The 26,139-nt window shown below is 59.7% G+C and carries 20 protein-coding genes; 8 read left to right on the forward strand and 12 right to left on the reverse strand.

Features of this window, described 5'->3' with window-relative positions; all coding sequences use genetic code 11:
* Window positions 1-53: 53 nt before the first annotated feature.
* Window positions 54-1,901 carry a diguanylate cyclase domain-containing protein gene (locus HDF16_RS08900; protein WP_184215630.1) on the reverse strand — a complete coding sequence of 616 codons (1,848 nt, stop codon included), beginning with the start codon at window positions 1,899-1,901 and terminating at the stop codon, window positions 54-56.
* Window positions 1,902-2,046: 145 nt separating this feature from the next.
* On the opposite strand from HDF16_RS08900, the gene HDF16_RS08905 reads away from it, so the two are divergent.
* Complete coding sequence (locus HDF16_RS08905; RefSeq protein WP_221312610.1) at window positions 2,047-3,084, forward strand: nucleoside hydrolase; 1,038 nt, start codon at window positions 2,047-2,049, stop codon at window positions 3,082-3,084.
* 45 nt (window positions 3,085-3,129) lie between these two features.
* Here the strand turns inward: HDF16_RS08905 and HDF16_RS08910 are convergent, their stop codons facing one another.
* The 4 genes from HDF16_RS08910 to HDF16_RS08925 all read right to left on the reverse strand — a co-directional run bounded on the left by HDF16_RS08910 (window position 3,130) and on the right by HDF16_RS08925 (window position 7,514).
* Window positions 3,130-3,360: a DUF3606 domain-containing protein gene (locus HDF16_RS08910; protein ID WP_184215632.1), complete on the reverse strand. Its 231-nt coding sequence runs from the start codon at window positions 3,358-3,360 to the stop codon at window positions 3,130-3,132.
* Window positions 3,361-3,425: 65 nt separating this feature from the next.
* The gene (gene rocD, locus HDF16_RS08915) at window positions 3,426-4,667 is read right to left on the reverse strand and encodes an ornithine--oxo-acid transaminase (RefSeq protein ID WP_348641278.1); all 1,242 of its coding nucleotides are present in this window, start codon (window positions 4,665-4,667) and stop codon (window positions 3,426-3,428) included.
* A gap of 134 nt (window positions 4,668-4,801) precedes the next feature.
* Complete coding sequence (locus HDF16_RS08920; protein WP_184215636.1) at window positions 4,802-5,836, reverse strand: substrate-binding domain-containing protein; 1,035 nt, start codon at window positions 5,834-5,836, stop codon at window positions 4,802-4,804.
* 133 nt (window positions 5,837-5,969) lie between these two features.
* Window positions 5,970-7,514: a sialate O-acetylesterase gene (locus HDF16_RS08925; RefSeq protein WP_246408905.1), complete on the reverse strand. Its 1,545-nt coding sequence runs from the start codon at window positions 7,512-7,514 to the stop codon at window positions 5,970-5,972.
* A gap of 160 nt (window positions 7,515-7,674) precedes the next feature.
* Here HDF16_RS08925 and HDF16_RS08930 point away from each other — a divergent pair, with 160 nt between their 5' ends.
* Genes HDF16_RS08930 through HDF16_RS08945 form a run of 4 tightly spaced genes read left to right on the forward strand, consistent with a single transcriptional unit; the run spans window position 7,675 to window position 14,266 of the window.
* Window positions 7,675-9,330: an alpha-L-fucosidase gene (locus HDF16_RS08930; protein ID WP_246408907.1), complete on the forward strand. Its 1,656-nt coding sequence runs from the start codon at window positions 7,675-7,677 to the stop codon at window positions 9,328-9,330.
* Window positions 9,327-10,325: a zinc-binding alcohol dehydrogenase family protein gene (locus tag HDF16_RS08935; protein WP_184215640.1), complete on the forward strand. Its 999-nt coding sequence runs from the start codon at window positions 9,327-9,329 to the stop codon at window positions 10,323-10,325. Before HDF16_RS08930 ends, HDF16_RS08935 begins: the two co-directional genes overlap by 4 nt.
* Window positions 10,326-10,385: 60 nt before the next feature.
* Window positions 10,386-11,699, forward strand: coding sequence for an L-fucose:H+ symporter permease (gene fucP, locus HDF16_RS08940; RefSeq protein ID WP_221312612.1), 1,314 nt, complete (start codon window positions 10,386-10,388; stop codon window positions 11,697-11,699).
* 35 nt (window positions 11,700-11,734) lie between these two features.
* Complete coding sequence (locus HDF16_RS08945; RefSeq protein ID WP_184215642.1) at window positions 11,735-14,266, forward strand: glycoside hydrolase family 95 protein; 2,532 nt, start codon at window positions 11,735-11,737, stop codon at window positions 14,264-14,266.
* On the opposite strand, the gene HDF16_RS31215 is transcribed toward HDF16_RS08945, so the two are convergent.
* From HDF16_RS31215 to HDF16_RS08960, 3 genes are all read right to left on the reverse strand, one after another.
* Window positions 14,263-16,482 (reverse strand): hypothetical protein, encoded by a 2,220-nt coding sequence (locus tag HDF16_RS31215; protein ID WP_184215644.1) that lies wholly within the window; start codon window positions 16,480-16,482, stop codon window positions 14,263-14,265. The two genes, HDF16_RS08945 and HDF16_RS31215, sit on opposite strands and share 4 nt — an antisense overlap.
* Window positions 16,483-16,639: 157 nt before the next feature.
* Window positions 16,640-17,941 (reverse strand): hypothetical protein, encoded by a 1,302-nt coding sequence (locus tag HDF16_RS08955; protein ID WP_184215645.1) that lies wholly within the window; start codon window positions 17,939-17,941, stop codon window positions 16,640-16,642.
* Window positions 17,942-18,171: 230 nt separating this feature from the next.
* Entirely contained in the window at window positions 18,172-18,915 is a 744-nt protein-coding gene (locus HDF16_RS08960) for an SDR family NAD(P)-dependent oxidoreductase (RefSeq protein WP_184215647.1), read from the reverse strand.
* A 211-nt stretch (window positions 18,916-19,126) separates the two neighbouring features.
* On the opposite strand from HDF16_RS08960, the gene HDF16_RS08965 reads away from it, so the two are divergent.
* Entirely contained in the window at window positions 19,127-19,462 is a 336-nt protein-coding gene (locus HDF16_RS08965; protein WP_246408909.1) for a winged helix-turn-helix domain-containing protein, read from the forward strand.
* 49 nt (window positions 19,463-19,511) lie between these two features.
* Here HDF16_RS08965 and HDF16_RS08970 read toward each other — a convergent pair whose 3' ends face one another.
* Both HDF16_RS08970 and HDF16_RS08975 read right to left on the reverse strand, forming a co-directional pair.
* A complete protein-coding gene (locus HDF16_RS08970) occupies window positions 19,512-20,999 on the reverse strand; it encodes a GH1 family beta-glucosidase (protein WP_184215652.1) in 1,488 nt (495 codons plus the stop codon).
* Between the two features lie 84 nt (window positions 21,000-21,083).
* Entirely contained in the window at window positions 21,084-21,950 is an 867-nt protein-coding gene (locus HDF16_RS08975; RefSeq protein WP_184215653.1) for an RDD family protein, read from the reverse strand.
* Between the two features lie 19 nt (window positions 21,951-21,969).
* On the opposite strand from HDF16_RS08975, the gene HDF16_RS08980 reads away from it, so the two are divergent.
* Both HDF16_RS08980 and HDF16_RS08985 read left to right on the forward strand, forming a co-directional pair.
* Window positions 21,970-22,962 (forward strand): stage II sporulation protein M, encoded by a 993-nt coding sequence (locus HDF16_RS08980; protein ID WP_184215656.1) that lies wholly within the window; start codon window positions 21,970-21,972, stop codon window positions 22,960-22,962.
* Between the two features lie 44 nt (window positions 22,963-23,006).
* A complete protein-coding gene (locus HDF16_RS08985) occupies window positions 23,007-23,717 on the forward strand; it encodes an SGNH/GDSL hydrolase family protein (protein ID WP_184215657.1) in 711 nt (236 codons plus the stop codon).
* Between the two features lie 15 nt (window positions 23,718-23,732).
* Here the strand turns inward: HDF16_RS08985 and HDF16_RS08990 are convergent, their stop codons facing one another.
* Together HDF16_RS08990 and HDF16_RS08995 are read right to left on the reverse strand one after the other, a co-directional pair.
* Complete coding sequence (locus HDF16_RS08990) at window positions 23,733-25,148, reverse strand: DUF58 domain-containing protein (RefSeq protein ID WP_184215659.1); 1,416 nt, start codon at window positions 25,146-25,148, stop codon at window positions 23,733-23,735.
* A 6-nt stretch (window positions 25,149-25,154) separates the two neighbouring features.
* Window positions 25,155-26,132, reverse strand: a complete 978-nt coding sequence (locus HDF16_RS08995) for an AAA family ATPase (protein ID WP_348641279.1) — start codon at window positions 26,130-26,132, stop codon at window positions 25,155-25,157.
* Window positions 26,133-26,139: the final 7 nt, after the last annotated feature.

The following is a 26,139-nucleotide window of genomic DNA, read 5'->3' on the forward strand; positions in this document are numbered from 1 at the left end:
TGCCGCCGATTCTCAGTGCACCCATCGATTTTTATTGATCGGGCACCGGAGGACTAGTTGACCAACAATTCCGTCGTGGCAACCTCCGCACGGTTGCGGCCTGCGGCCTTGGCGCGGTAGAGAGCAAGGTCAGCCGCCTTCAGAAGCTCATTCGGATCAGATTCGAGAGAGGCGAAGCCGGTCGCGCAGCCAACACTAACCGAGACGTTGCCGTAGGGACTGCCGGCATGCTTGATGCAACACTGCTCGACCGCCTGCAGGATGCGTTCGGACATAGCCTCCGCTCCGGCGTGCGGAGTATTCGGCAGGACCACGACAAACTCTTCGCCGCCATAGCGCGCTAGCAGGTCCGGGGGACGTCGAAGGATGACTTGAATCGCATTGGCTAGGGCCCTGAGGCAGGTATCTCCGGCCAGGTGGCCATAGAGGTCGTTATAGGGCTTGAAGTAGTCGACGTCGATCAACAGGACGGATAAGAGGGTTCCGTCGCGGATAGCGCGTGCCCACTCCCTGCCCAGGGTCTCGTCGAGCAGACGGCGGTTTGCCACACCGGTCAGGCCATCGACGAGCGCAAGTTGTTCGACCGTGTTGAACGCATCCTGGAGTTTGCTCTCGGCTACTTTGCGCTCGGAGATGTCACGCTTTACATAGACGAAGCCGGCAGGTTCGTTGGTGGACGTGTCGCGGAAGAGACGGACGTTAGCTTCCAGCCACAGATAGGTCGAATCCTGTTTGCGACAGCGGTAAGAAAGAGAGCCCGTCTCCTTTCCCTCCCGGCAGTCGCCGAGCATTGCAACAAACTTTGCTATGTCCTCGGGGTGAACGATGTCCAGATAGCTACCCCTCAGCAGCTCTTCCTGCGACCAGCCCAGGAGCTCGGTCGCTGCGGGGGACACATATTTGCGTTCGCCATCGAGACCCGCGAGGACGATCATGTCACGCGAGGCTTCGGCGAGAAGGCGGAAGCGGGTCTCGCTGGCTTCGAGACGAAGCCGTGTACGGGCACTGCGCGCCATGGCGACTTCGGTGAGGTAAAGCGCAAGCATCGAGACGAAGATGAAGACCTGGAACATGAAGATCTTCGAGGATAGAGAGCCGTTCAAGGCGAAGTTGAGCGGCCCTCGCCCAAACAGCACTGATAGGCCGCCGATAAAGAGGACCAACAGAAGTCCGAGCGCCGAGCCCGTAAAACCAACCCGGCTCCCAATCAGGATGAGCATCAACAGCACCAGCCAGACAAGCGGGACCTTGGCGAAGTCGAAGACGAAGATTGATACGGCGATGAGGCCCAGGAAGAGCCCGACTGTCTCCAGCATCGGCAGATTGGAGAATCGTCTACGGTGATGAAAGGAGATATAAAGCGGGGTCACTGTCGCGACTCCCAAGACATCGGCAGCGAACCATATCAGGAGGGAATGAAAGAAGACCCCCCTCCTCATGGCTCCCCATCCCAGGATCGCCATGGCGGAGGCGAGCAGTGGCGAAAAAAGAACGGCATAGAGGAGGAAGCTTCGAAGCTGTCGGAGTTCGGTCAGGTCCGGGTGTTCTGAGATCGCGTCACAGGTGAGGTGTGCCGCGACTGCGACCTCCACCATGTTGCATAAGGAAAGGTAGCCGGAGATGCCGGCGGGATTGCCCAGGCCCACATTGACTCCGAAGTCGACGAGATATCCGAGAGCGAGATAGCTTGCCCAATGCTTCCTTGGAGCGCACAGGAGAACGCCGATGAGGAGGCCGTTCGAGAGCCAGATAATCGAGACGCCGCCCATGATCCGGCTGCGCTCGTTGACCACGGACGCGAAGGTGGAGAGGAGCAGAAGCGCGAACCCGACCTTCAGTAGACGCAGGAGAGTCGGCGTGTCCGATGCATTCGACTTCAACCCGTCCGAATTCGCGATCACGCAGGCTCCTGAATGGTTCGAGTATAAAGAACTTTATGAACCTATCGGCGTGCACGCGTTGACACAAACGGGTGATTCCCCTTACATCGAAAGCACGAGCCTAGCACTCCAAAGCCGGTAGCCTAAGAGGCGGAAGGACCATTCGATGCATAGAAAGTCACTAGTAAAAATCGGAGTGAGCGTGTTGTTGGTGGGCATGCTCGCTGTTCCGACGATCGGCTTCGCGCAAGCCGGTTCAACCTCTGCCGCTCAGGCAGCCAAGCCGGAGTTAGCGATCTTCGATACGGACATCGGCGACGATATCGACGATGTCTTTGCGCTCGGGATCGCGCTTGCGAGCCCGGAACTGAAGATCGTTGGCATCACCTCGGCGTGGGGTGATACAGCGCTGCGCTCTCGCATGGTCGACCGCGTGCTGTGCGAGACGGGACGCAGCGACATCCCCGTGCTTACCGGAGTTGCGACGCATCGCAAAGATGCGGCAGAGTTCTCCCAGGCGCCGTGGGCAAAGGCTGGGTTGCCGCACAAGGCGCACGGCAAGGATGACGCTGTCGCCTTCATTTTAGATCAAGCACGTCTGCATCCGGGCGAGATTACGCTGATCGCAGTGGCTCCGCTGACGAACATCGGCGCGGCGATCGATCGCGACCCGACTGGGTTCCGTAAGCTGAAGCGAGTCGTGCTGATGGGCGGCTCGGTGGTGCGTGGTTACGACGCGGACAACGCTCCCGGCGTGGCAACGAAGCCGATGGCTGAGTACAACATCGCGATGGATCCCCCGGCGGCGCAGAAGCTCTTCCAATCCGGGGTACCGATTTACATGATGCCCCTGGACTCGACCCAGATTGCCTTCGATGCACAGCACAGCACAGAGTTCACGAAAATCAGCACGCCGCTGACGGACTCGATCGAGGTGCTGACGGCGGAGTGGTCTCATGTTACGAAGCGCAACGCGCCCACCTTGTTTGATCCGGTGGCAGTGGCCTACGCAATTGATTCAGCGACGTGTCCCACCACACCCGAGCACATCGAAGTAGATGCCAATGGATACACGCGCCCCGGCGTTGGATCGCCGAACGCGCAGGCGTGCCTGACGGCAAAGCCGGATGCGTTCTACTCCTTGGCCATGCCGCGACTCCTAAGCCAGAAGCTGGTGGGAACAAAAGTGTGCGTGGCGAAATAGCGACTTCCAGCTTTTGCAGACGCCAGAAGTCGCTACGCCGAGCCCTTAGGCGGTTTTGTGCGTGTGAAGGGCAGCGCGGACCTTCTCGACATGGGTTCCGTGGCTACGGATGGCTTCGTGAAGTTGGTCGCCCGTGACGCCAAACTCCTTCGACCAGTAAGCAATGTCGGAGGCCATCTTCGGGTTGATTTCCTTAGGATCGTGAGGGCCTTTGAAATGTTCCTCGTGGAAGGCGTGTGGTTCGTGGGCTTTCGGGGTGTCGTGGTGCTCGGACATCAATTATTTCCTCATTGGTTCTCTTAGAGAGATGAGGAACCACGGGGTGGGGATGTATTTCGAACTCAGGCGTGCGCGGAGACCAGAGTCTCCGTGGCGGCACCGTTCGCTAAGCCAAGGACAGACTCTATGCGATCCAGACCCCAGTCGAGGTCTTCGCGCGAGATCATCAATGGCGGGGCAAGGCGAATCACCGTGTCGTGAGTCTCCTTACAGAGGACACCGAGTTCCTTGAGCGCTTCGCAGAATGGCCGCGCGCTAGAATTCAACTCAATGGCTATCCAGAGGCCGCGACCGCGCACGGAGGCGACGTTCGGGCTATCCATCTGCTGCAGACGGTTGAGAGCATATTCGCCCAAGTCGGCCGAGCGCTCAGAGAGGCTCTCCTCCACGATGACACGGAGCGCAGCACGAGCGACGGCACAGGCCAGCGGATTGCCACCAAAGGTGCTGCCGTGATCGCCGGGAGAGAAGACGCCCAGGATCTCCTTCGAGGCGAGCACTGCCGAGATAGGATAGAAGCCACCGGAAAGTGCTTTGCCGATGATGACGACGTCAGGACGAATGCCATCGTGCATGTAGGCGAAGAGCTTACCGGTGCGACCTAGGCCCGACTGGATCTCGTCGCAGAGGAGCAGAACATTGTTCTCGCGGCAGATGGCAGCGACCTCGCGCAGATAGCCTTCAGGGGGAACAACAATGCCCGCTTCTCCCTGGATCGGTTCTACAAGGAAGGCGCAGGTGTGCGGCGTAATGCGCTCTCTCAGCGCCTGCGCATCGCCGAAGGGAACGCGGCTGAAGCCGGCGGGAAACGGGCCGAAGCCCTCGCGATACTGGGCGTCCGAAGAGAAGCCGACGATGGAGATGGTGCGGCCGTGGAAGTTGTTCTCCGCCACGACGATCTCGGTCTGTCCGGCGGGAATGCCTTTGACGATCTCGCCCCACTTGCGAGCAGCCTTGAGCGCGGTCTCGACTGCTTCTGCGCCGGAGTTCATCGGAAGCGCCATCTCGAAGCTGGTGAGTTCGTTCAGCTCCTTATAGAGCAGAGGGAGCTGGTCGTTGCGGAAGGCGCGCGAGGTGAGCGTGACCTTCTGTGCCTGTTCGCACATCGCCTTATAGATGGCCGGGTGGCAGTGGCCCTGGTTCACTGCCGAGTAGGCTGCGAGAAAGTCCAGATACTGGCGTCCGGCAACGTCATAGACCCATGCCCCTGACGCCCTCTCGATGACGACATCGAGGGGATGATAGTTGTGCGCACCATAGCGCTCTTCCAGGCCGATTAATTGGGATGCAATCACGAACAGCACCTCGCTCCTTGCAGATAATTCCATGCTACACGGCGAGATCACAAGCTCTGAGGTTACCGATGGAAATGGATGGATATTCCTGGAATGGGCTGATTATGCAGAAGCGGTGCATAAAAATACAGGCATCGCACAGCTCAATCGCTACAGCCGCAGGAGCGCCGTACGACAAGCTTCACGGGTAGAACGATGTTGCGGACTTCAGCAATTGATTCTTCGCGACGCGGCGGTGAGTGCAACTGTTCGAGCAACATCTCCGCCGCCCTGCGTCCGAGGTCTTCAAGCGGCTGCCTCACAACGGTGACCGGGGGACGGAAGATGTCGAACATCTTCAAGTCATCGAAGCCGATGAGGGCGACATCTTTCGGGATACTGAACTTGAGCGTGTCTAGAGCGTGGAGCGCGTGCTGTGTAACCAGATTGTTTGAACTGAAGATCGCGGTAGGTGCGCTGTGGTCGGCCATCGCCTCTTTTAGAACTGCGAGGGTCGAATCCTGCGTCGCGCAAGTGAAGTAGCACTCCGGGCTGAGACCCGCCTTACGCATGCTTTGCACATAACTGGCGTGCCTGACCTTTAGGGTAAAGAGATCGTTCGAGAGGCTGAGGTAGAGTATCCGCCGGTGGCCGTGAGAGATGAGGTGTTCTACGCCAAGGCGAGCGCCTTCAGCATTATCCACCGTCACGTTCCCGCGAAATGCGGAGTCCATCGGTTGCAGGTCGAACGGCCGGTCGATCGTTACCATGGGCACGGCTGCAAACTCCGGGCGAGAGAGCTGGCTCGCACCGAACCACGCGGGAATGACGACGAGACCGTCGACGTTCCTGCGGACCATCAGACTGGCTTCGCGATACTCCGCCGCGGCGTCTTCCGATGAAGTTGTCACCATCACCGAGTAGCCCTGGCGCTGTGCGACCTGGCTGACAGCGTGTGCGCACCACGCGAAGAAGCTGTCGTAGAAGTTCGGAACGATGATTCCGATGGATCGGGTGCGTGCCTCGCGCAGTGAGCGGGCGACCTCGTTCGGCTGATAGTCGAGGCTGGCGATTGCGGCAAGGACGCGGGCGCGAGTCTCGTCGGAGACAGGTACCCTGCCGCTGATGACTCGCGAGACCGTCATGGTTCCAACACCCGCGAGTTCCGCCACATCGCGCATCCGAGCGCGTGCTTTCACTGTACCCTCCTGCCGGGCCGAAAATAACGCACGGCTGACTTGGCTCGGCATGGAGAGTGAGCAGCGTGGCTGTTAGAACACTCTCACCGCTTGCTCTCAAAGCACAATGAAAAAATGTACCGGAGTTCCTGAGTTAGTAGCTCGGTTCAGTGGTGAAGGTGGACGTGGGAAGCCCTGCCGAGTTGTACAAATTGGCGGAAGTGAAGCCCTGCCAAGCGTAACGTACGGATACGGGCTCGGCGACAGCATCGGTTGACACTAGAACGCTCTGGCCTTCGACGACGGCCTCCGCAGGCACATAGTTGTGATCTTTGCCTGCGATCTCGAAGCCGACCAGCTTGCCTCCCTTCGCGCTGAGGCCGGTGCCTGCGTGGTCGAAGTAGAGGCGAGCCTTCGATCCCTCGACCGTCATCGTGCGGTAGGCAGGACCGGAGTATTCAACAGGCTTGTTGTACGCGAGCGCCTCGGCAGCGAGCGCGAGCCGGCCGCCGACGATTTGTTTGTTTGGTGGGTGAACGTTATCGGCGAGACCGTAGTCCAGGGAGACCGCCATGGCGGTGTTGGCGACGGAGAGCGTGCGCCGCTGCTGGTCGCGGAGCAGTCCCCAGTTCTCGCCGGGGGAGTTGAAGCTCGAAATCTGGACATAGAGGAAGGGGAAAGCGCCCTGGTTCCACCGCTCACGCCAGTCGTGGATCATAGTCGAGAAGAGCTTGCTGTAGAGCGGGGCGCGCTCCGGCGGACTGTTCGTCTCACCCTGGTACCAGATCGCTCCCTTGATGGTGTACGGTGTGGCTGGGGCGATCATACCGTTGTAGAGCTGCGCCGGCTCCCAGGACTCCGGGAAGGGATGCCACGGGTGTTTTGGCTTCGGCTGATGGGCAGCCTCTGCGGCGGCGTCTTCGCGCTTCTCTTCTGCCGCAATCGATGTCAGACGGGTCTGGCCGTCGGAGAACTTTGCCCATGAGGCGAAGGCGGGCGTCAGTGAGGCATCGGCTGCAAGCGCATCCAAGCTTGCCCATGCCTCAACTGGGGTTCCTCCCCAGGTTGAGTCGATGAGACCGATGGGGACGTGCTCCTTCTGCTGAATCTCGCGGCCGAAGAAGTAAGCGACGGCGGAGAAGTCTTTCGCGGTCTCGGGCGTGCATTGGGTCCAAGTGCCATTGAAGTCCTGCTGCGGGAAGCTGGCGGTCTTGTGCCCGACGAGCAGGAGGCGAATCTGCGGCTTGGTTGCGCCTGCGATCTCCTTGTCGCCGTCTTTCACGAGGGTGTCGGCGCCGAAGCCCTTCAGTGGCATCTCCATGTTGGACTGGCCAGAGGCGAACCAGACGTCTCCGACCAGCATGTCGGAGTAGACGATGGGTGTCCCGCTTTGCCCCTTTACGCTGAGAGTGAACGGACCACCGGCGGACTCAGGCGCGAGCCAGAGGCCCCATTCGCCATACTGGTTCGCGGTGACGCCCCGCTTCTGGGCGTGAAATTCAACTTGAATCTTCTCATTCGAGGAAGCCCAGCCCCAGATGTGGATTGGAGCTTCGCGCTGAAGGACGCCGTGGTCGGAGAGGATGTGCGGAAGTACGACCTCTGCGGGGAGCGGGCCAGCATTTGAAATCAACATGACTGCGCTTGCAACCGAGAGAAACGTACCCTGACTCCGGGACATCCATTGACGCAACCTCATTCAGCGGCTCTCCTGCATGACCTTTTTACTTGTTGGAACTGTACGTGGTGACAGAGTGTGTCGGCAAGGCTAAATCGATTATTGGTCAGACCTTTGCTTTTCAAAAGTGCGTGAGTGTCTCTATAGTTGTCTGGCTAACTTCCGACAAAAAGGTACGCCTATGATGAAGCTGACCCGCAATCTCTCCTTACTTCTTCTGCTAATTGCAACCGCAGCTCCGTGCTCGACGGAGCTTCAGGCGCAGGCGACGGCCACGACGGCCTCCGAACGTCCCGAGGCTCTGGCGGAAGATTGGATCAAGGCAAGCTCCAAATACGACGGCGAGCGCAACCGGCTGCTGGCGGATGTAGAACGCGAAGGACACGAGGGAAAGTTCAGGCCGGACTGGAACTCGCTTTCGGGATTCGAGGTGCCGGAGTGGTACAAGGACGCCAAGTTCGGCATCTTCATACACTGGGGCGTGTACTCCGTGCCCGCGTTCGGCAGCGAATGGTATCCGCGCGAGATGTACCGGAAGGGCAGCGAGATCAACCAGCACCACGTCGCAACCTACGGGCCGCTGACGGAGTTTGGCTACAAGGACTTCATTCCGAAGTTCACGGCGGCGAAGTACGACCCGCAGGCATGGGCGGAGCTCTTCAAGAACTCCGGCGCGAAGTACGTCGTTCCGGTCTTCGAGCACCATGACGGCTTCACGATGTATGCCAGCGGGCTCTCCGACTGGACGGCGGCGAAGATGGGACCGAAGCGGGACCTTGTCGGCGACCTGGCGAAGGCGGTTCGCGCGGAGGGCCTGCACCTGGGAGCGTCCTCGCATCGCGTGGAGCATGACTGGTTCCTCGATGGCGGACGCGAGCAACCGTCAGACGTGAATGATCCGAAGTACGCCATGTTTTATGGGCCGGCGCAGGTTGCGAAGAAGAATGTTACCGAGCCTGGCGGAGCCGAACTAGACGACGACTGGACCTATGTGAACCCGAAGTATGCCGAGGATTGGCTCGCGCGATCAGCAGAGATCGTCGAGAAGTACCACCCCGACATCATGTACTACGACTGGTGGATCGGGCAGGCTTCGGTACGGCCTTACCTCGCGAAGTTTGCGGCCTTCTACTACAACGAAAGCGCGAAGCACGGTCAGCAGGGCCTGATTAACTTCAAGTTCAAAGCGATGGAGGAACACTCGGGCGTGCTCGATATTGAGCGCGGTCAATTAGCCGATATCCGTCCGACCTACTGGCAGACCGATACCTCTGTGAGCAATAAGAGCTGGGGCTACATTGAGAACGACACGTTCAAGACCTCCGGTTTCATCGTCCACCAGCTTGTCGACATCGTGAGCAAGAACGGCAACCTGCTAATGAACATTGGACCACGCTCCGATGGCACCATCCCCAACGAAGTGCAGCAAACACTTTTGGGCGTGGGCGCATGGCTGAAGGTCAATGGAGATGCGATCTATGGCACGCGTGCCTGGACGACTTATGGCGAAGGCCCCACCAAGGTGCAGCCCGGCTCGTTCCACGACACGGACACGGTCAACTACACGGCGGAGGACTTCCGCTTCACGACCAAGGGCAGCGATCTCTTCGCGATTGAGCTTGCATGGCCCTCTGGCAATGAGGCCGTGGTGAAGACGCTAAGCGCCGCAGGTAGACCGGAGATGCGAAAGATCGAAGCTGTACATCTGCTGGGATCGGATGCTGCGCTGCCATTCAAACAGGAGACGGATGGCCTGCATATTCAGCTTCCCTCGAAGCCGACGGAGGCTCCGGCCTGTGCGTTCCGCATCTCCTTTGGCGGAGCGACGCGTCCATGAAGGCATTCCGAGTCGAAGCGGCGGAGATCGCCGGGGTGGTTGAAATCCCCGAACTCACAAGCGGCGATGGAGTTTTGTTGCAAGTCAAGATGGTGGGCATGTGCGGCACCGACTTGAATACCTATCGCGGACGCAATGCGATGGTGCAGTTTCCGCGCATCCTTGGGCATGAGGTCGCGGCGATAGTCGTTGAGGCTGGTGGCGATCTTGCCGCCGGTACGGCTGTCACCATGTCGCCGTATACAAGCTGCGGTATCTGTCCGGCGTGTCTGTGTGGCCGCGTGAATGCCTGTCAGCGCAACGAGACCATGGGGGTACAGCGCGACGGGGCGATGACAGAGTACATCCGTGTTCCGCGCGAGAAGCTTTATCCGGCGAAGCTTTCGATCAAGGAGCTGTGTCTGGTCGAGCCGCTTACGGTGGGATTTCATGCTGCCGCGCGCGGACGCGTCACTCGCGAAGATGCCGTGGCAGTCTTCGGCTGCGGCGGCGTTGGGCTCGGAGCGATTGCCGCTTCAGCATTTCGCGGTGCTGAGACGATCGCCATTGACATGGACGATGTGAAGCTGGCGACCGCTCGCCGTGCTGGAGCGAAGCATACGATCAACACTGGCAAGGATGATCTGCACGCGCGGCTGCAGGAGATCACCGCAGGCCGCGGACCCGATGTGATGATCGAGGCGATTGGGCTTCCAGTTACGTTTCGAGCTGCGGTGGAAGAGGTCGCCTTTACCGGGCGCGTCGTCTATATCGGCTACGCGAAGGAGCCTGTCGCCTACGAGACTCGACTGTTCGTTCAGAAGGAGCTCGATATTATGGGCAGCCGCAATGCTCTGCCGGAGGACTTCCGCGAAGTGATCGCGATGCTTGAAGCTGGGCGGTTTCCAGTTGAAGATGCAGTGAGTGCAATCATCTCTATGGACGAGGCAGCGCGCTATCTTGCGGCGTGGTCTGCCGCCCCCGGTAAGTTCACAAAGATCATGGTGGAGATGTAGCCCCAAACAGGAGATGTGACCTGGAGTAGGCTGGATTCGTCTTAGCTCAGAGGAACACACATGCAGGCAGCAGTACCCTCGACGCAGTCAAAATCAGACACGCGCAACATACCGGTGTTTCCAGAGCAGATCGCGCTGTTCGTTCTCGTCACGGTGTTGTTCTTTCTTTGGGGCATGTCGAATAACTTGACGGACATCCTGGTGCAGCAGTTCCGGAAGTCATTCGAGCTGTCGCCGTTCAGCGCGCAACTTGTCTCGACCGCGAACTTCACCGGCTACTTCGTGATGGCAATTCCAGCGGCGCTGATCATGCGGCACTGGGGCTACAAGACCGGCATGGTGATGGGGCTGGTGCTCTTCGGCTCAGGAATGGTGCTCTTCTGGCCAGCCGCCGTCAGTGGACAGTACATTCCTTTCCTGATCGCGTTGTTCGCTGTAGGCTGTGGAGCTTCGGTGCTGGAGACTGCGGCGAATCCTTTTATGGCGCAGTTCGGTCCGCCGCAGACCTCCGAACGCAGGTTGAACTTTGCGCAGTCGTTCAATCCTCCGGGCACGATTCTCGGCGTGATCATTGGCGGGCAGTTCATCTTCTCGGGAGTCGAGCTGACCTCAGCGCAGGTTGCGAAGATGAAGGCGGCAGGAACGTACGCGAGCTATCTGCATAGCGAGATCATGCGCGTCGTGCCGACATATCTTGCGCTTGGATCGGCGGTGCTGCTGTTCGCGCTGCTTCTTTCGCGCATGAAATTTCCCGTCGTCTCGAGCGATCCCAACGCAGGCCCGGGAAGCGGCGGCGAGGATACCGGAAGCTTTGCCGAGTTGATTCACTATCCGCAGCTATGGTTTGCTGTGGTCGCGAATGTCTTCAACATCGGCGCGCAGATCTGTATGTGGAGCAACCTGATTCCGTACATGAAGCAATACACACCGGTGACCGAGCGGAGTGCGGCGCACTACCTTACGGCGACGCTGATCGTGATGTCCATTGGCCGCTTCGCTACGACTCCGCTGATGAAGTATGTTGCGGCGAATCGCATCCTCGGGCTCTACGCGCTGATCAACGTGGCGCTGATGGGGCTGGCCGTTACTCGTCCGGGGATGCTGGGAGCTTATGCCATCGTCGCGGCGAGCTTCTTTCTGTCGATCATGTTTCCGACGATCTTTGCGCTTGGCCTGAAGGGACTTGGCCCAAACACCAAGCTGGCGGGATCGCTGCTGGTGATGGCAATCGTTGGCGGCGCAATCTTTCCGCTCTTCCTTGGCGCGATCGCGCGGCAGACAGGCAGCCTTGCGCTGGGCTATCTGGTGCCGCTTACGGGATTCGCCGGAGTGTCACTCTACGGCTTCTTCGCGCCCAGACCGAAGGAAACCTGAACTTACTTTCCCCGACCATGAACATGGAGTTTTGAATGAAGCTTAGGCCCACTCGACGTACGTTTCTCGCACTTGCCGGCACCGCCCTTGCATCGAGCAAAGTCAGCCTGCTCGCCGAGACGAGAGAGACGCATCCCGACACCAACCAGACCCTCTGGTTCACCGAGCCTGCGGCGCAATGGGCCGATGCGCTGCCTATCGGCAATGGAAGAATAGGCGGCATGGTCTACGGTTACCACAAGGTGGAACGCATTGCGCTGAACGAAGACACCTTGTGGTCGGGCTTCCCTCGCGGCAAGGGTAAGTTTGAGTTTTACAAAGATACGGAGAGACCCGGCGCGTCGATCTGGCCTGGAACATGGAACAACCCTGATGCGCCGGCTCACCTTGCGAAGGTGCGCAAGCTAGTGCTTGAGAATCAGGATTACCATGCTGCCGATCAAGAGATGAAGCAGATGCAAGGGCCGTTTGGCCAGTCGTACGAACCGCTGGGCGATCTCGAGATTGAGATGAAGCATGGCGATGCGGTGACGGACTATCGCCGTGAACTCGATCTCGATTCAGCGGTTGGCACGGTGAGCTACGAGGTTGAAGCCAGGCGATACCGGCGCGATAGCTTCGTCTCCGCGCCCGCGCAGGTGATGGCGGTTCGGCTGTCGAGCGATGGAAGAGCGGGCATCTCGGCCACGATCCGCCTGAAGAGCCTGCTTCACGCGACAAGCACCGCGAGCGGAGGCGCAATTCATCTGACCGGCAAGGCACCCAGCGAGTCGATCCCCGGCTATGTCAACTCAGACAATCCCATTCGATACAGCGAGCTTGAAAGCGAGGGCATGCACTTCGTCGCGGCGCTTGAGGCCACGACCATCGGAGGTACGATAAAGCCGCAGCCGGACGGTAGCCTCGTGATCGAGGACGCAAATAGCGTGCTGATTTTCATCGGTATGGCTACGGGCTACAAGGGCTATGGCAGTGCTCCGGACATGCCATTGGAAGAAGTGTTGGCAAAGGCCAGTGAGCCTGTCGCGGCAGCAAAGGCCAAGGGCTATGCGGGATTGGTGGCCGAGCACATGGCGGATCATCGCAAGCTCTATCGACGAGTGGCGTTCGATCTTGGCAAGGAGATCAACTCTCCCGCTCTACCTACGGACAAACGGGTCCTCGCATTCCCGAAGAATCCCGATCCATCGCTGCTGGCGCTCTACTTCAACCTGGGCCGCTATCTTTTGATCGCGAGTTCACGTCCGGGCACGCAGCCGGCCAACCTGCAAGGCATATGGTGCGCGGACCTGCGTCCGCCGTGGAGCTGCAACTGGACCTCGAACATCAACATCCAGATGAACTACTGGCACACGGAGACCTGCAATCTGAAGGAGTGCGCTCTGCCGTTGATGGACCTGATCGCGGATGTAAGTAAGAATGGCGCGGAGACAGCGCGGATCAACTACGGCGTGAAGGGATGGGTCTCGCACCATAACATCGACCTCTGGCGGCAGTCGGCACCGGTGGGCATGGCCTTTGGCGATGCGACGTGGGCGAACTTCGCGATGAGCGGACCGTGGCTGTGCTCGCACATATGGGAGCACTACCTCTTTACCGGCGATAAGCCGTTCCTTCAGGCCGCATATCCAATCTTGAGAGGTTCTGCGGAGTTCTGCCTCGACTGGCTGATCGAAGATGGCAAGGGCAAACTCACAACGTGTCCTTCCCTTTCGACCGAGAACACGTTCCGCGCACCCGACGGCAAGGCAGCGATGACGAGCGCTGGATGTACCTATGACCTTGCGGTGATCAGGCAGATCTTCGCGACGGTGACGGATGCAAGCAAGATACTAGGCATAGATACGGCATTCCCCGCGAAGTTAGCCGCCGCCGAGGCGCGCATGCCCGAGTACAAGATTGGCCGTTGGAATCAACTACAGGAATGGTCTGTCGATTTCGAAGAAGACCAACCCGATCAACGGCACATGTCGCATCTTTACCCTGTCTATCCGGGGGCGGAGATCACGCCGCGCAACAACCCTCAACTAGCGACTGCGGCTCGGGCTTCCCTGCAACGCAGGCTGGATCACGGCGGAGCCTACACGGGATGGAGTCGTGCATGGGCGATCTGCCTTTGGGCAAGGCTTGAGGATGGCGATAAGGCATGGGAGTCGCTGAAGCTGCTCATGGAACACAGCACGGGGGCGAACCTCTTCGATACGCATCCAGCGGAAGGCGGCGCGATCTTCCAGATCGATGGCAACTTCGGCGCGACCGCCGGCATGGCTGAACTGCTATTGCAATCGCATGACGGAGAGATCTCGCTGTTACCTGCGCTGCCCGCCGCGTGGAAGGACGGTAGCGTGCGCGGCCTCAGGGCGCGGGGTGGCGTGGAGGTGTCTCTTCGCTGGAAGGAAGGCCGACTCGTCGTTGCAGAACTCTTCGCAACGCGGCCCGGTAAGCACGCGATCCGTGTACCCAAAGGGACGCAGATCGCAGGAGTTGCCGGGAGCGGAGAGACGACTACCGTAGAGTTAGCGGCAGGGCAGCGATATCCGCTCAGACTCAACGATCGACGAAGCTAAATCGCCTCGTCGATATCGATAGCGCCGAGCTTGGCCTGGAACTCCGCATCGGCCGCGGTCCTTTGTGCGTGGAGCGTAGCGAGTTCGCTACGGAATGCGGCGAGCTTATCTTCCTGAGCATTAAGTCCGCCGGTGTAGCGCTTGAGGAGGTCGCGTTCTTCAGCGCTGCCCTTGAGGGCCTTCATGTTTTCGCGAAGGCGGTCCTGATCCTTCGCGATCTCAGCGACATCGGCCTCGCGGGCGCGGATCTGTTCGTCCAGCCCCACCACCTTGTTGTGGATGTCGAAGACAGGTTGGAGCGCAGCGAGGACAGCGGGGCTGGCTTTGGCGTTCTTGATGAGCAGCGTGATCTGCTCAATGGAACGGTCGACGAGGCGGATGTACTCGTAGTTGGTGTGGCGCTCGCCGATGTGCAGATGCACAGTCTCCTGCGGCTTGGTGGCAACGCGGAAGCGGTAGACGGTGGGCGTAGTCTCGGCCGGCTTGGGGTCAGAGTCAAGGGTCCAGCCCTGACGGACGGGCTGCTCGACGATGACCAGGCGCGCATCGGGAGCGGCGTTGCGGACGAGGTACTCGACCTCGGCGACGTCCGTGGATGACTCGGTGAGCATGCCGTTCTTGATGGTGAGGTGGATGACGCGGCGCGTGTTGTTGGTGTGGTCAGTGGTGACGCGGACGGCCTGGTCCGCTGCGTAGGAGAGCAGCCGTTTCTCGCCGGGATGGATCGGGTCAAGCAGGCCTTCACCGCCGAAGCTGCCGTTTTCGACGATAGAGAAGCTGCCACGATCGAGCGTGAGGTTCGAGGAGTTGGTGATCCAGAGAGCGCGGAGGGCGACGGGCTCTGACGGAGACCAGAGGGTGACGCGCTCGATGGGAAGCTTGGTTTGAAGGATGGGAACGAGGGCGGACTCGTTCTTGCGGATGGTGATGGGGTCGGTGAGCGAGTACTCGAAGAAGTCGTCGAAGGCAGAGGTTGTGGTTTGCGGGGAGTTGGAGTTGGTGGCCGCCTGTTCGTAGCTCACAGCCCCAGTCCCTGGCCGGAAGATGCCCCCACCGGTGTTGCCACCTGAGCCAGGCCCCATCCCGTTACCACTGCCGCTGCCCACACCGCCGCCGAAAAAGCGGTCGCGCTTGGACATTGGAATCGGCCCCGCCATGGCCATCGGCGGCCCGTTCACCTCAACGGTGCTGGACATTTCGGCCACCCCCCGGGGTGGCGCTGGAGCGACTGCATCCTGGGGCGTGATGCCTCCCGACTCATGCGTCTGCGGGCTCAATTGGGCCTCCGCCGGAAGCGGGATCTCCGGTCGGCGCGTGTAATAGGGCGTCGATAGAGGCTGGATGAAAGACTGCGGAGCACCCGCGATCAGGTCGAGGTGAACGTTGGTCCAGTCAGAACCAGTCGTGTTATCGACCACAGACCATCCCTGCAGCGTCGCATCGGTGGTGGTGCCAGCGGCGGTCTGCGAGAAGAGGATGCGGTAGGTGGACTTCCAGACCGGAACCTCGGAGATATAGGAGACGCGGAGTTCGCGTGAGCCGGTGCCCCGATCAAGCAGCGTCAGATGACGCAGCCCCTGGTTGCGGGTGCTGGCGAGGAGTTCGAGATAGCGAGTCACATCGGTGTGCAGCGCGGTGTCGAGCAGCGCGACGGAGACGGTAGGAGTGAGTTCGACGGTGCGGACCTGTCCGGATTCGGAGATAACAGTGACGAAGCGGCGATCGTCATTGGAGGAGGTCGCGTTTGGGTCCGTGTCCTTCGACTTTGCGGCGCGCAGGTCGATCGAGAGGAGCCGCCCCGTGATCCCCGCTCCCACTCCGGTCACTGAGACGCGGGCACCTCGAATGGCATTGTAGAAGTCGACGTCGGAGGGATCGCCATTGAGCGCTAGCGGGAGCGTCTTCAACTGCTGGTCGAGTGGAGTGGTCGAGTTGTAGCCAGCACCCGAGATTCTGCCACCGTTCAGGTCGATGGCAGTCAGCGATTGCAGCACGTCGTTCAACTGGGGCGAGGTGAAGTCGATGGTCACCGACTGATCGCCGATGACATGGCCGACGTGCTCAAAGAAACCGACACCATTTTTGTAGAGCGCCACGCGAGTGATAGGCAGCTCCCCACTGTGGGCTTCCGACTTGGGAAGAGTCTTACGGACTTGAAGATTCGTTTGGGCGAAGACAGAGGCAGCGAAAGCAAGGAGAACGAGGGGTGCGCGCAAGGGTGGGTCTCCGGATACGGCTCTGCTTGCTTAGACCATGGATCGTGCCGGAATGTTCCCTATACATCAAAAGATTCACAGTGCGGGATGGACCTCGACTTGGCGGAGCGCCTGCGCGACGGATCGCGCCGACACTCTGCCAAGGCTTGAGCGCGACCTACGGCAGCGGCCCGGTGCACCCAGCTAACTGGGAGACCGAGGCTGACGTAAGGACTGTGGTGTCCGGGTAGCTATAGGCGTGGTGGATCGCAGTAGACGGCGTGACGCCGGCAAACCACTGCAGCAAGGCTTCGTTCTGCGGATGGTAGGTTGTGCCGTTGGTAGTGATGGCGATTTCGGCGTTCGGCAGGCCCTCGATCACATCGCCGTCTTCCTCATTGTTCTGGCAGTTGCCATTGGGCGAGAGCCACCAGGGAGTCGCATTGTTCACGAAAGGATCATTGAACGTCTCGCTCATCTCATGGCTAAGGGCGGTAATGTCCTGGAAGGAAGAACCGAATAGCCCCGGCGAAACCCAACTCGAGTAGTTCAGGACAAACCGTTTCTCCCGGTTTCCGTTCGACGGCCCGCCGGGCTCTACATCGTAGAAGTGAAACCCGATGACGCAGCATTGATTTGGGTCGCCGTTTGCGTAGAGGAAGGCATTGGGAAAGAGGAAGCTTGCAATCTCCGTTGTCTTGAACTCGCCGGAGTTCTCGGCCGCGCCTACGGGAGTTGAAGTATCGGAGGCGGTTGCCGGGAAAAGAGCATTGCCAAAGGCACCCTCGTCAATCAAAACGTACGCACAGCAACTTCCGTCGGAGTTGAGGGCATAACGATAGGTTCCGCGGATAAGCACCATGGTGCGCGGCGTAACGATTCTGGGGACGAGGAGAGTATGCCAGTCGTCACCGGCCTTCTTGAAGAATTCCGCTCGCTGAACGGCGTCGGGAAACTGCGTGGGACGCTCGCTCGAATCGTAGTAGGTGTTTGAGAAAACAGGGGATTTCAGAACCGGTACGGCGTACTGTGTTGCATCCACGTACAGGCGCTGGCCGTTTACGTAACGGGGCGAGCCATCGTAGTTTCTCAAATCGAGATTAACCGGAACAATGGGAGCACCAATGAGTGTCTTGCGATCTCCCGATCCATCCCGGTCGTCGTCATGCTTTGAGTCGCGATCCGATGAGAAGGGGCTGGTTCCCACCATCGTGTACTGCCACGCATACTGGGCGAAGTTATTGGAGTCCGCGCCCGGGTAATAAAATGATCCACTCCAGTTCGGGATGGTGTCGATGCCGAGCAGGCTTCCATTGGAACGGCCGCCGATGCTGCCACCGTCCGCTCGACTACTATGCATGGATCGCATATGGCCGTTAAGAAGAAAACCCGACGAGAGTTGATCGTCATTCGAACTCTGTCCTACAGCGAACAGAGGCGATAACGCCAGGAAGATGGCCGCTGCCAGTTTGAAACGCATGAATACCTCCAAAGATTGATTTCCGTGGGCCCCGATTCGCTACGTGCGCTCAGAACAGAAAAGTCGAGTCGCGAGACGTTATCGCATCGCAGACCGGAAAGCAACGAAATCTTCAGGAATATTCTTGGCCTACGAAACAAAGGCACCGGGAACGCTGTAAAGCGTTCCCGGTGCCATGATTGGTGAATCGGATGTCCTGCGAACGGACACCCGCAGGTCGGCAGACTGGATTACAGACCGCCGCCTACACCTACCAACTCGCCGGTGACCCAACCGGAGTCGTCAGACGCGAGGAAGACAGCCACCTTCGCGATATCGTCAGGGGCTCCGACTCGGCCGAGCGGGGTCTGCGCAACCATGCCGGTCTCGAAGTCCGATTTCATGACGCCGGCAGTATGCGTGCCTTCAGTCTCGACGAGGCCGGGGTTGATGGAGTTCACGCGGATCTTGCGGGGTCCAAGTTCCTTCGCGAGCACAGCGGTGATCGAGTCGACTGCACCCTTGGTCGCCGTGTAGATCACGGTGCCAGCAGGGTTGAGGCGGCTAATGACAGAGCCGATGTTGATGATGCTGCCTCCAGCGCTGATGTGCTTCGCCGCTGCCTGCGTGGTGAGCAGAAGACCGAGCACGTTGATGTTGAAGTGCTTATGGAAGGACTCCTCGGTGACCTCTTCGATGGTTGAGAAACCGTAGACGCCGGAGTTGTTGACGAGGATGTCGATCTTGCCATAGTTCTTGACGGCGGCGTCGATGATGCCCTGTACTTCAGCGGCCTTCGAGACGTCTCCGCCTACTGCGACTGCCTTGCCACCGGCAGCGGTGATGGCGGCGACGACTTTGTCCGCTCCCTCTTTGCTGGAAGCGTAGTTGACAACGACCGATGCGCCTTCTGCGGCGTATGCCTTTGCGATAGCGGCGCCAATACCCTTCGATGCGCCCGTAACGATTGCGACCTTACCTGTAAGCTTGCTCATTTCAAATCTCCTGTGACTCTCTACTTCTCGCCTGGCGGACCGGATCAGCCGGCCTCATCCTGTAGCTGTCGATAAGATGGGCGAGTGCCTGCGGAAGATTCAGTTGTTCTGAAAATAAGAACTATTGAACAATAGTTCACCGAGGCGTAACATCAGAAGAATGAGGCCTCTCGTTCATCCCGCGATCGAAGACATATCAGTCGAAGGCATCATGCACGCACTGTCCGATCCGGTGCGCGTGGCCATCTTCGCGGATATCGCGATGTCGAACTGTTCACAGAACTGCACAAGCTTCTCTAGCGTCGAGGACAAGGCGATTCCGAAGTCGACCCTCTCGCAGCATTTCAAGTCGTTACGCGAAGCAGGATTGATCCGGAGCGAGCGGCTTGGGGTCGAGATGCAGAACCTGTCGCGATGCGGTGAGATCGACAAGCGCTTTCCTGGGCTGCTTCCCGCCATTCTTTCGGCACACAAGATTCAGAATGATGCACGGCAGCATACCGCTAAGACGGGCAGAAAGAAATCGATCCGCGCTGTCGCAAAGTGATCGGGGCGCGATTGAACAATAATCGCGCCCCTGATCTTTCACATCGCTTTTATGCGATGGAGTTTTTCGCGATGGTTGCCTTGTAGAACTCTGAGCTCAGCTTCGGCGTGCGCTTCTGCGTCTTGAAGTCGACATACGTGATGCCGAATCGCTTGCCATATCCATCGGCCCATTCGAAGTTGTCGAGCAGGCTCCACAGGAAATAACCCTTCACTGGAACATCTTCAGAGATGGCGCGATGGAGTTGCGTGAGGTAGTTGCGGAGATACATCACGCGGTCGGTGTCTAGAACCTGGCCCTCTTCGTTGAGCACGTCCGAAGAAGAGCAACCATTTTCAGTGATGTAGAGCTCCTTCGGCCTCCAAAGCTTCGAGACCAGCTTGGGCGACCAGTAGAGCGCCTCAGGGCCGATCGTGAGCCAGGGGCTGAGCATGTGTGGGTAAGATGCCGGGCCTTCGACGACTGAGTAGCCCACTTCTTTCGTCGAGTCCGCACGAACCCATGTGGGCTGATAGACGTTGAGGCCCACGAAGTCCAGCGGACTGCCAATGATCTTCAACTCTTCCGCCGTGAACTTCGGCGCATTCGGGCCGAGACGCTTGAGGTAGGCGTCCGTGTATTTGCCCTCCATGATGACAGTCAGATATTGAGCGTTCTGCTCCCGCATTCCAATCTCCGCCGCCTTGATGTGTTCCGGAGTTTCGAGCACCGGGCAGGTGGCCTGCGCGTTGTCGGCGAGGCCGATCTTCGTCCCAGGCTTCGTCGATGCGCGAAGCGCCTGCACGGAGAGACCGTGACCGAGCACAGCGATGTGGTTTACCTGCGCGAACTTCTGTGCGTCGACGCGCAGGCCGGGGGCGTGCATGCCATTCTGATATCCGAGTTCGGTGAAGCTGCGAATCTCGTTCATCGTCATGAAACTCTTGACGCGATCGGAGAGCTTGCCGCCCATGTAGCCCGCGTAGTCCGCGAACGCCTTCGCAGTATCAGGATTCTGCCACCCACCCTTGTCTTCGAGCGCCTGGGGAAGGTCCCAGTGGAAGAGCGTGCAGAAAGGCTGAATCCCGGAGCCAAGCAATTCGTCGACGACCCGGTTGTAGTAGTCGAGTCCAGCCTGATTGGGCTGGCCAACGCCTGTCGGAAAGATCCTCGACCAGGCGACGGAAAAGCGACAGCCTCGCAGACCAAGTGCCTTCATCAGGGCAACATCTTCTCTGTAGCGGTGATAGCTATCAGTGGATACGTCGCCAGTGTCGCCGTTCGCCACTTTGCCTGGAGTGTGCGAGAACGTATCCCAGATAGTCTGCCCACGACCACCCTCGTTCACGCCGCCTTCCACCTGGTAGGAGGCCGTTGCCGATCCCCAGAGAAAGCCGGTGGGGAACTTCTTCTCCATGCTCGCTGCGCCCATGGCAGCGCCAAGTGCCGCATGTTGAGTGCCAGTGTCTAGCGTTGCAGCTCCGGCGGGTAGAGACAAAGCTCCTGCGGCCACGCTGAGAAGGCGCGCGAATGATCTTCTGGAAATATAGGGGGCCAAAGATGTTCTCCTGCTAGGCAAACTACACGTTTTAGCTGCCGCCGCCAAGCGGCGAGTGCGAGTGGGAAATGGCTTGTGCAGCGACTACCTTCTCGAACCTGCCCGCATATCAAAGGCTACGGCTTCGAGGAAACGCTCCGGGGTGACGCCTTCGGAGAGCGTAATCTGCATCCTGGCTGCGATGCGGGCGGCGATCTTTGCGGCCATCTCTTCGCGGGTAGTCATTTCGAGGTCGAGCGCCCGCGCCAGGAACGCATCGATCACGTTGAGGTCCTGTTTCTGCAACCGAGCTACTGCGTCTGCGGCAAGTGGCACCTGTCCTGGGCGCTGTGGCTGCGATATCTCCCCGAACTGCGACGGAGTGTAGAGCGCTGCTGTAAACGTCCGGCTGTTGTGGGCAAGCATTGGCTGCTCATCCAGGCGCTCGTGTACGACGATGGTTCCCGCGACGAAATCTCCCAGCCGCTTCTGCTGCTTGTTACAGAGCATCGTGATCACACCGATGAGATAGGCCGGTTGGGAGTCCACGACGCGCAGCAGGTTCCGCGCGAGCGCCTCGAAGAAGGTGATCTGGCGACCGGAGTCCTTGATAACGCGAATCTTGAGCAGTCTCTTGCCGGGGGTCTGGCCGTTCCATAAGGCCTCGAAGAGCGAGAAGTAACCCCAGTAAAGGAGGAAGTAAAAGAGAATGATGACAGCGACGAACCACTTCTGAGCGGTCTCGGAACGAGGTTTGGTGAGGGCGTTACCAACCACACCGGCGCCATGAACCGCTGCGGCGCCTACCACCACGAACAGCAGAATAGTGACGATGACCGCTACAAACTGGATGATGGAGTCCGTCAGGACGGCGAGGAAGCGGCTGCCGATTCCGGCCACAGGGAACCGAAGCTCCACCTGCTCTGGCGTTTCGATGTTAAGCTGGTCGGTAAAGCTGCCGTACTGGTTCATCTGGAAACGTCCACCCCGTATGATCTCGAACCGCTGGATCGCGCTGCGCAAGGAAAACTGGAGCCGCCTCGAAATGCTGCTGCAGCAGATCGAATCGGGTGGTCTGAAGGTGCTGTCCGGCGATGAACTGCGCGACCTCGGCTTGCTCTATCGACAAGCCGCAGCCGATCTCTCCGCTGCCCGCGCCGACGACGCCTCCCGCACACTCGAAGCGTACCTTAACAAGCTGGTGAGCCGGGCACATAATTTCGTGTATTCCGGCCGACGGTTGAATGGCCGCGCCATCTGGCAGTTCTTCGCGGTTGGATACCCCCGGCTGTTCCGGCAACTCTTCCCCTACACGGCGGTGGCCCTGCTCATCTTTCTCGCTGGTGGAGTGCTTGGCGCGATCCTGACCGCAGTCCGACCGAACTTCATGCATGCTATGCTCGGGCCGCAGATGGTCGATACGATCGAGCATCACAAGATGTGGACCGACTCGATCCTGTCCGCCAAGCCCCAAGCCTCCAGCGCCATCATGACCAACAACATCGGCGTCTGCTTCACCACCTTCGCGGGTGGCATCTTTGCCGGTCTTGGCACTATCTGGCTTCTCTTTCAGAACGGGCTTTCGATGGGCGTCATCAGCACGGCCTGCGGCCAGCATCACATGGCCTTGAGCATATGGAGTTTCGTCGCGGCCCATGGGGCGCTGGAGTTGCCGAGCATCTTCATCTCCGGCGGAGCGGGACTGCGGCTGGCGACGGGACTGCTCTTCCCCGGCATGGTGCGCCGCAAGGACGCGCTGGCGCTGGCTGGCGGCGAGTCGATCCGTCTGCTTGCGGGGACGATCCCCATGCTGACGATAGCCGGAATTCTCGAGGCCTTCCTATCGCCCTCGGGCGCACCCGTGGCGTTGAAGTTCTCCGTCTGCGCTCTCCTGCTCGTCGGACTATCGTTCTGGCTCAGCGAAGGTGGGCGAACGACGCCGATCCGCACGGAGTCTAGTGAAGCGGTTAAGGCTATGGCGTAAGCATCAAACGGTCAGGATCAATCTTTTCGAAGTAAGGAGTACTCATGCATATCGTCTGCAAGATCGCCGCCGGAGTTGGACTGGGCCTCATGGTTGGACATCTGTTTGCACAGGTGCCCGCGTCCTCTCCCGACTGGCCGCAACTGGCACACTATCAAGCGGACAATGCCGCACTGGCAGCACCTGAGCCCGGCGAGCAGCGCGTAGTTTTCTACGGAGACTCCATCACCAATGCCTGGGGTCTCGTTGCTAATACCTTCGCTTTCTTCCGGGGCAAGCCTTACGTTAATCGTGGCATCGGCGGGCAGACGACGCCACAGATGCTGGTGCGTTTCGAGCAGGATGTCGTCCACCTGCATCCGGCGGTGGTCGTCATCCTTGCGGGGACAAATGATATCGCCGGGAACACCGGCCCTTCCACGCCAGCGATGATCGAAGACAACTTCCGCGCGATGACGGCCATAGCTCGACAGAACGGCATTAAGGTGGTGCTGGCTTCGATTACGCCGGCGTTCAGCTATCCGTGGAAGCCGGGCATCGAGCCGGTCGCTACCATCCGCGAAGTGAACGGGTGGCTGAGCGACTTCTGTGCGGTGCAAAAGTTCGTCTACCTGGACTATTACTCCGCTCTGGTAGATGAGAAGGGCGCGATGAAGCCGGGGCTGTCAAAGGACGGCGTACATCCCACCGCAGCGGGATACGCCATCATGGCGCCGCTTGCGGAGGCTGCCATCGCGAAGGCATTGGCAAAGTAAGACAACGCGCAGCGCTCAGATCAGCCCCTGTGCCTTGACCTCGAGATACTTGGTGATCGCGGCTGCTCCGACTTCGCCTGGGGTCGTCTCGACTACAAGCACGCCCTGTTGACGCAGCTTTAGGATGGCTGTTCTACGCCGCTCAAGGATCTCCTGCGCCGCAGTCGATGCGAACATCTCTTCCACGTTCTTTGGCTCGCGCGTGCTGAGCGCTTCCAGCTCCGGATGCTGCAGCAGGACAAGCACGACTAGGTGGCGGCGCACGAGTTCGGAGGCCGCAGTGACGACTTCCGGACGACCGACGCTGTCCGCCATCTCCGTGACCCAAAGGACCAGGCCTCTGCGGCGCTGCAGATTCTTTAGGCGTGAGACAGCGTTGAGATGATTCGCCTCCGACCGCTCGCCTTTAGTCTGTGAGAGCAGATCAATCATGATGCGCAGATGCGACGGGCCATTGCCCGGAAGTAGTTGCTGCTGGATGGCTCGGCCGTAGGTTAGCAGCGCGAATTTGTCTCCTGAGCTGGAGATCACCTGGGCCAGCATGAGAGCGGCTGTGGCGGCCTGGTCGAGTTGCGTGACGATCAGGTCCTGCTGGCCGGAGCCACACTTCAATTCGAAGGCGGTTCGCGAGAGGCGGCCGGCATCGATGATGAGCCAGACCTGCTGGCTGCGCTCTGCCGTGAACTGCCTCGTTATCAGCTTGGCGCGGCGCGCGGTCGCGGTCCACGAGATGTTGCGAAGCTCGTCGCCGCGTTGGTAGTCACGCAGGCTTTCAAACTCACGGCCGATGCCGCGCAGGCGCAGGCGGCGCTTCTGCAGCTCAATCTGCCGGGCCCGCATGAGGTAGAGCTCTGTGTCGGAAGCACCTTGTTCGGACGAGGGGAAGATGCGGATCTTCTGTTCGCAGTCGCAGACGGCCCATCGCTCGATCAGCCCCAGAGCACCTTTGCAGCGCAGATAAATCCTGCCCAGATCGACATCTCCACGTTCGCGTGGAGTGACCGTAATGGACGCTCTGGCCGCATCGCGGGGAAACGCCGTCAAGGTCACGGTTCTCGGAGTTTCGATGAGCGCGGGGTGCAGATCATCTGTAACTGAAATGGTTACAACTGTATTCGACTCCTGAACGACCTCAAATTCGATCTCGGTAGCCTGGCCAATCGCGGGCGAGTGAACGAAACGACGCGAGACAACGATCTTCGCCGGGGAGGGCAGGCGCGCACCGTCGACAAAGATAAGCAGCGCGATGAGTCCGTCCCACGCAAGCATGATCCAGAGGCGATGCGGGTGAAAGAACTCCGGCACGGAGAACAGCAGCCCCGCAAGCAGGAGCCACAGCCCGCGGGCCGTGATGCCAAAGCCCACGACGCGGCCCATGCGGCCAAACGTTCGGCCCTTCGCCGAGATCTGCTGCGGTATGAGCGTTTGCATCGCTATCTACTTCGGTACCGGCGTGGCTGAAAGGAGGTCAGCGACGACGCGGTCGGTGTCGAAGCCTTCGAGCTCGGCCTCGGGCCGGAGCACGAGGCGATGCCGCAGGACAGGTCGCGCGGCATCTTTCACGTCGTCCGGGATGAGGAAATCGCGACCCTCTTTCGCCGCGAAGGCCTTGGCTACGAGCAGTAGACTCGCCGAAGCGCGCGGCGATGCACCGAGCGTAATCGTCGGCCACTCACGCGTGCGGCGGACCAGCGCGAGTACGTAGTCGAAGAGCTCCGGCTCGACGCGGACAGCGCGAATCTCGCGACGCGCGGCGGCCAGCAACGTAGGGTCGACGCCCACAATCGGCGTCAGTTCGAGGTCCTTCGCCGCAACGCTGCCGTGGTGACGTTCGAGGACGAGGCGCTCCTCCGCGAGCGTCGGATACGGGACTCGAATCTTCAGCAGGAAGCGGTCGAGCTGCGCCTCGGGCAGCGGATAGGTGCCTTCGAACTCCAGCGGATTCTGCGTCGCGAAGACAGTGAAATATCCGTCCAGTGGATGGGTCTCACCGTCCATCGTTACCTGCCGCTCCTCCATGCTTTCGAGAAGCGCGGCCTGCGTACGCGGCGGCATGCGGTTGATCTCATCGGCCAACAGAAATTGCGTGAAGACCGGCCCCTTGTGCAGCGAAAACTCGTTGGTCCGGGGCGAAAAGATGGACGTGCCGAGGATATCGGCGGGCATCATGTCGGGCGTTCCCTGCACGCGCTTGAATTCGAGTCCAAGGAAGCGTGAGAGCGTCTTGACGGCCAGCGTCTTGGCCACGCCGGGCACGCCTTCCAACAGCGCATGCCCACCGCACAGGAGCGTCAGGAGCGCCTGATCGACCATCTCGTGCTGCCCGGCGATGACCTGTCCAATCTGTTGCCGCCCCTGCTCGAAAAGACCTGCTGCGACGTTTCTTTCTCCCTCGCCCCAATGCAACTCACTCACCGCGTGC

The organism is Granulicella aggregans, assembly GCF_014203275.1.
GTDB lineage: Bacteria > Acidobacteriota > Terriglobia > Terriglobales > Acidobacteriaceae > Edaphobacter.

Bases quoted from the DNA above. Each gene is read 5' to 3' on its own strand.
- HDF16_RS08905 (WP_221312610.1), top strand. From the start codon at position 2,047: ATGCATAGAAAGTCACTAGTAAAAATCGGAGTGAGCGTGTTGTTGGTG.
- HDF16_RS08910 (WP_184215632.1), bottom strand. From the start codon at position 3,360: ATGTCCGAGCACCACGACACCCCGAAAGCCCACGAACCACACGCCTTC.
- HDF16_RS08925 (WP_246408905.1), bottom strand. From the start codon at position 7,514: ATGAGGTTGCGTCAATGGATGTCCCGGAGTCAGGGTACGTTTCTCTCG.
- HDF16_RS08930 (WP_246408907.1), top strand. From the start codon at position 7,675: ATGATGAAGCTGACCCGCAATCTCTCCTTACTTCTTCTGCTAATTGCA.
- HDF16_RS08935 (WP_184215640.1), top strand. From the start codon at position 9,327: ATGAAGGCATTCCGAGTCGAAGCGGCGGAGATCGCCGGGGTGGTTGAA.
- fucP (WP_221312612.1), top strand. From the start codon at position 10,386: ATGCAGGCAGCAGTACCCTCGACGCAGTCAAAATCAGACACGCGCAAC.
- HDF16_RS08945 (WP_184215642.1), top strand. From the start codon at position 11,735: ATGAAGCTTAGGCCCACTCGACGTACGTTTCTCGCACTTGCCGGCACC.
- HDF16_RS08955 (WP_184215645.1), bottom strand. From the start codon at position 17,941: ATGCGTTTCAAACTGGCAGCGGCCATCTTCCTGGCGTTATCGCCTCTG.
- HDF16_RS08960 (WP_184215647.1), bottom strand. From the start codon at position 18,915: ATGAGCAAGCTTACAGGTAAGGTCGCAATCGTTACGGGCGCATCGAAG.
- HDF16_RS08965 (WP_246408909.1), top strand. From the start codon at position 19,127: ATGCACGCACTGTCCGATCCGGTGCGCGTGGCCATCTTCGCGGATATC.
- HDF16_RS08975 (WP_184215653.1), bottom strand. From the start codon at position 21,950: ATGAACCAGTACGGCAGCTTTACCGACCAGCTTAACATCGAAACGCCA.
- HDF16_RS08980 (WP_184215656.1), top strand. From the start codon at position 21,970: ATGATCTCGAACCGCTGGATCGCGCTGCGCAAGGAAAACTGGAGCCGC.
- HDF16_RS08985 (WP_184215657.1), top strand. From the start codon at position 23,007: ATGCATATCGTCTGCAAGATCGCCGCCGGAGTTGGACTGGGCCTCATG.
- HDF16_RS08990 (WP_184215659.1), bottom strand. From the start codon at position 25,148: ATGCAAACGCTCATACCGCAGCAGATCTCGGCGAAGGGCCGAACGTTT.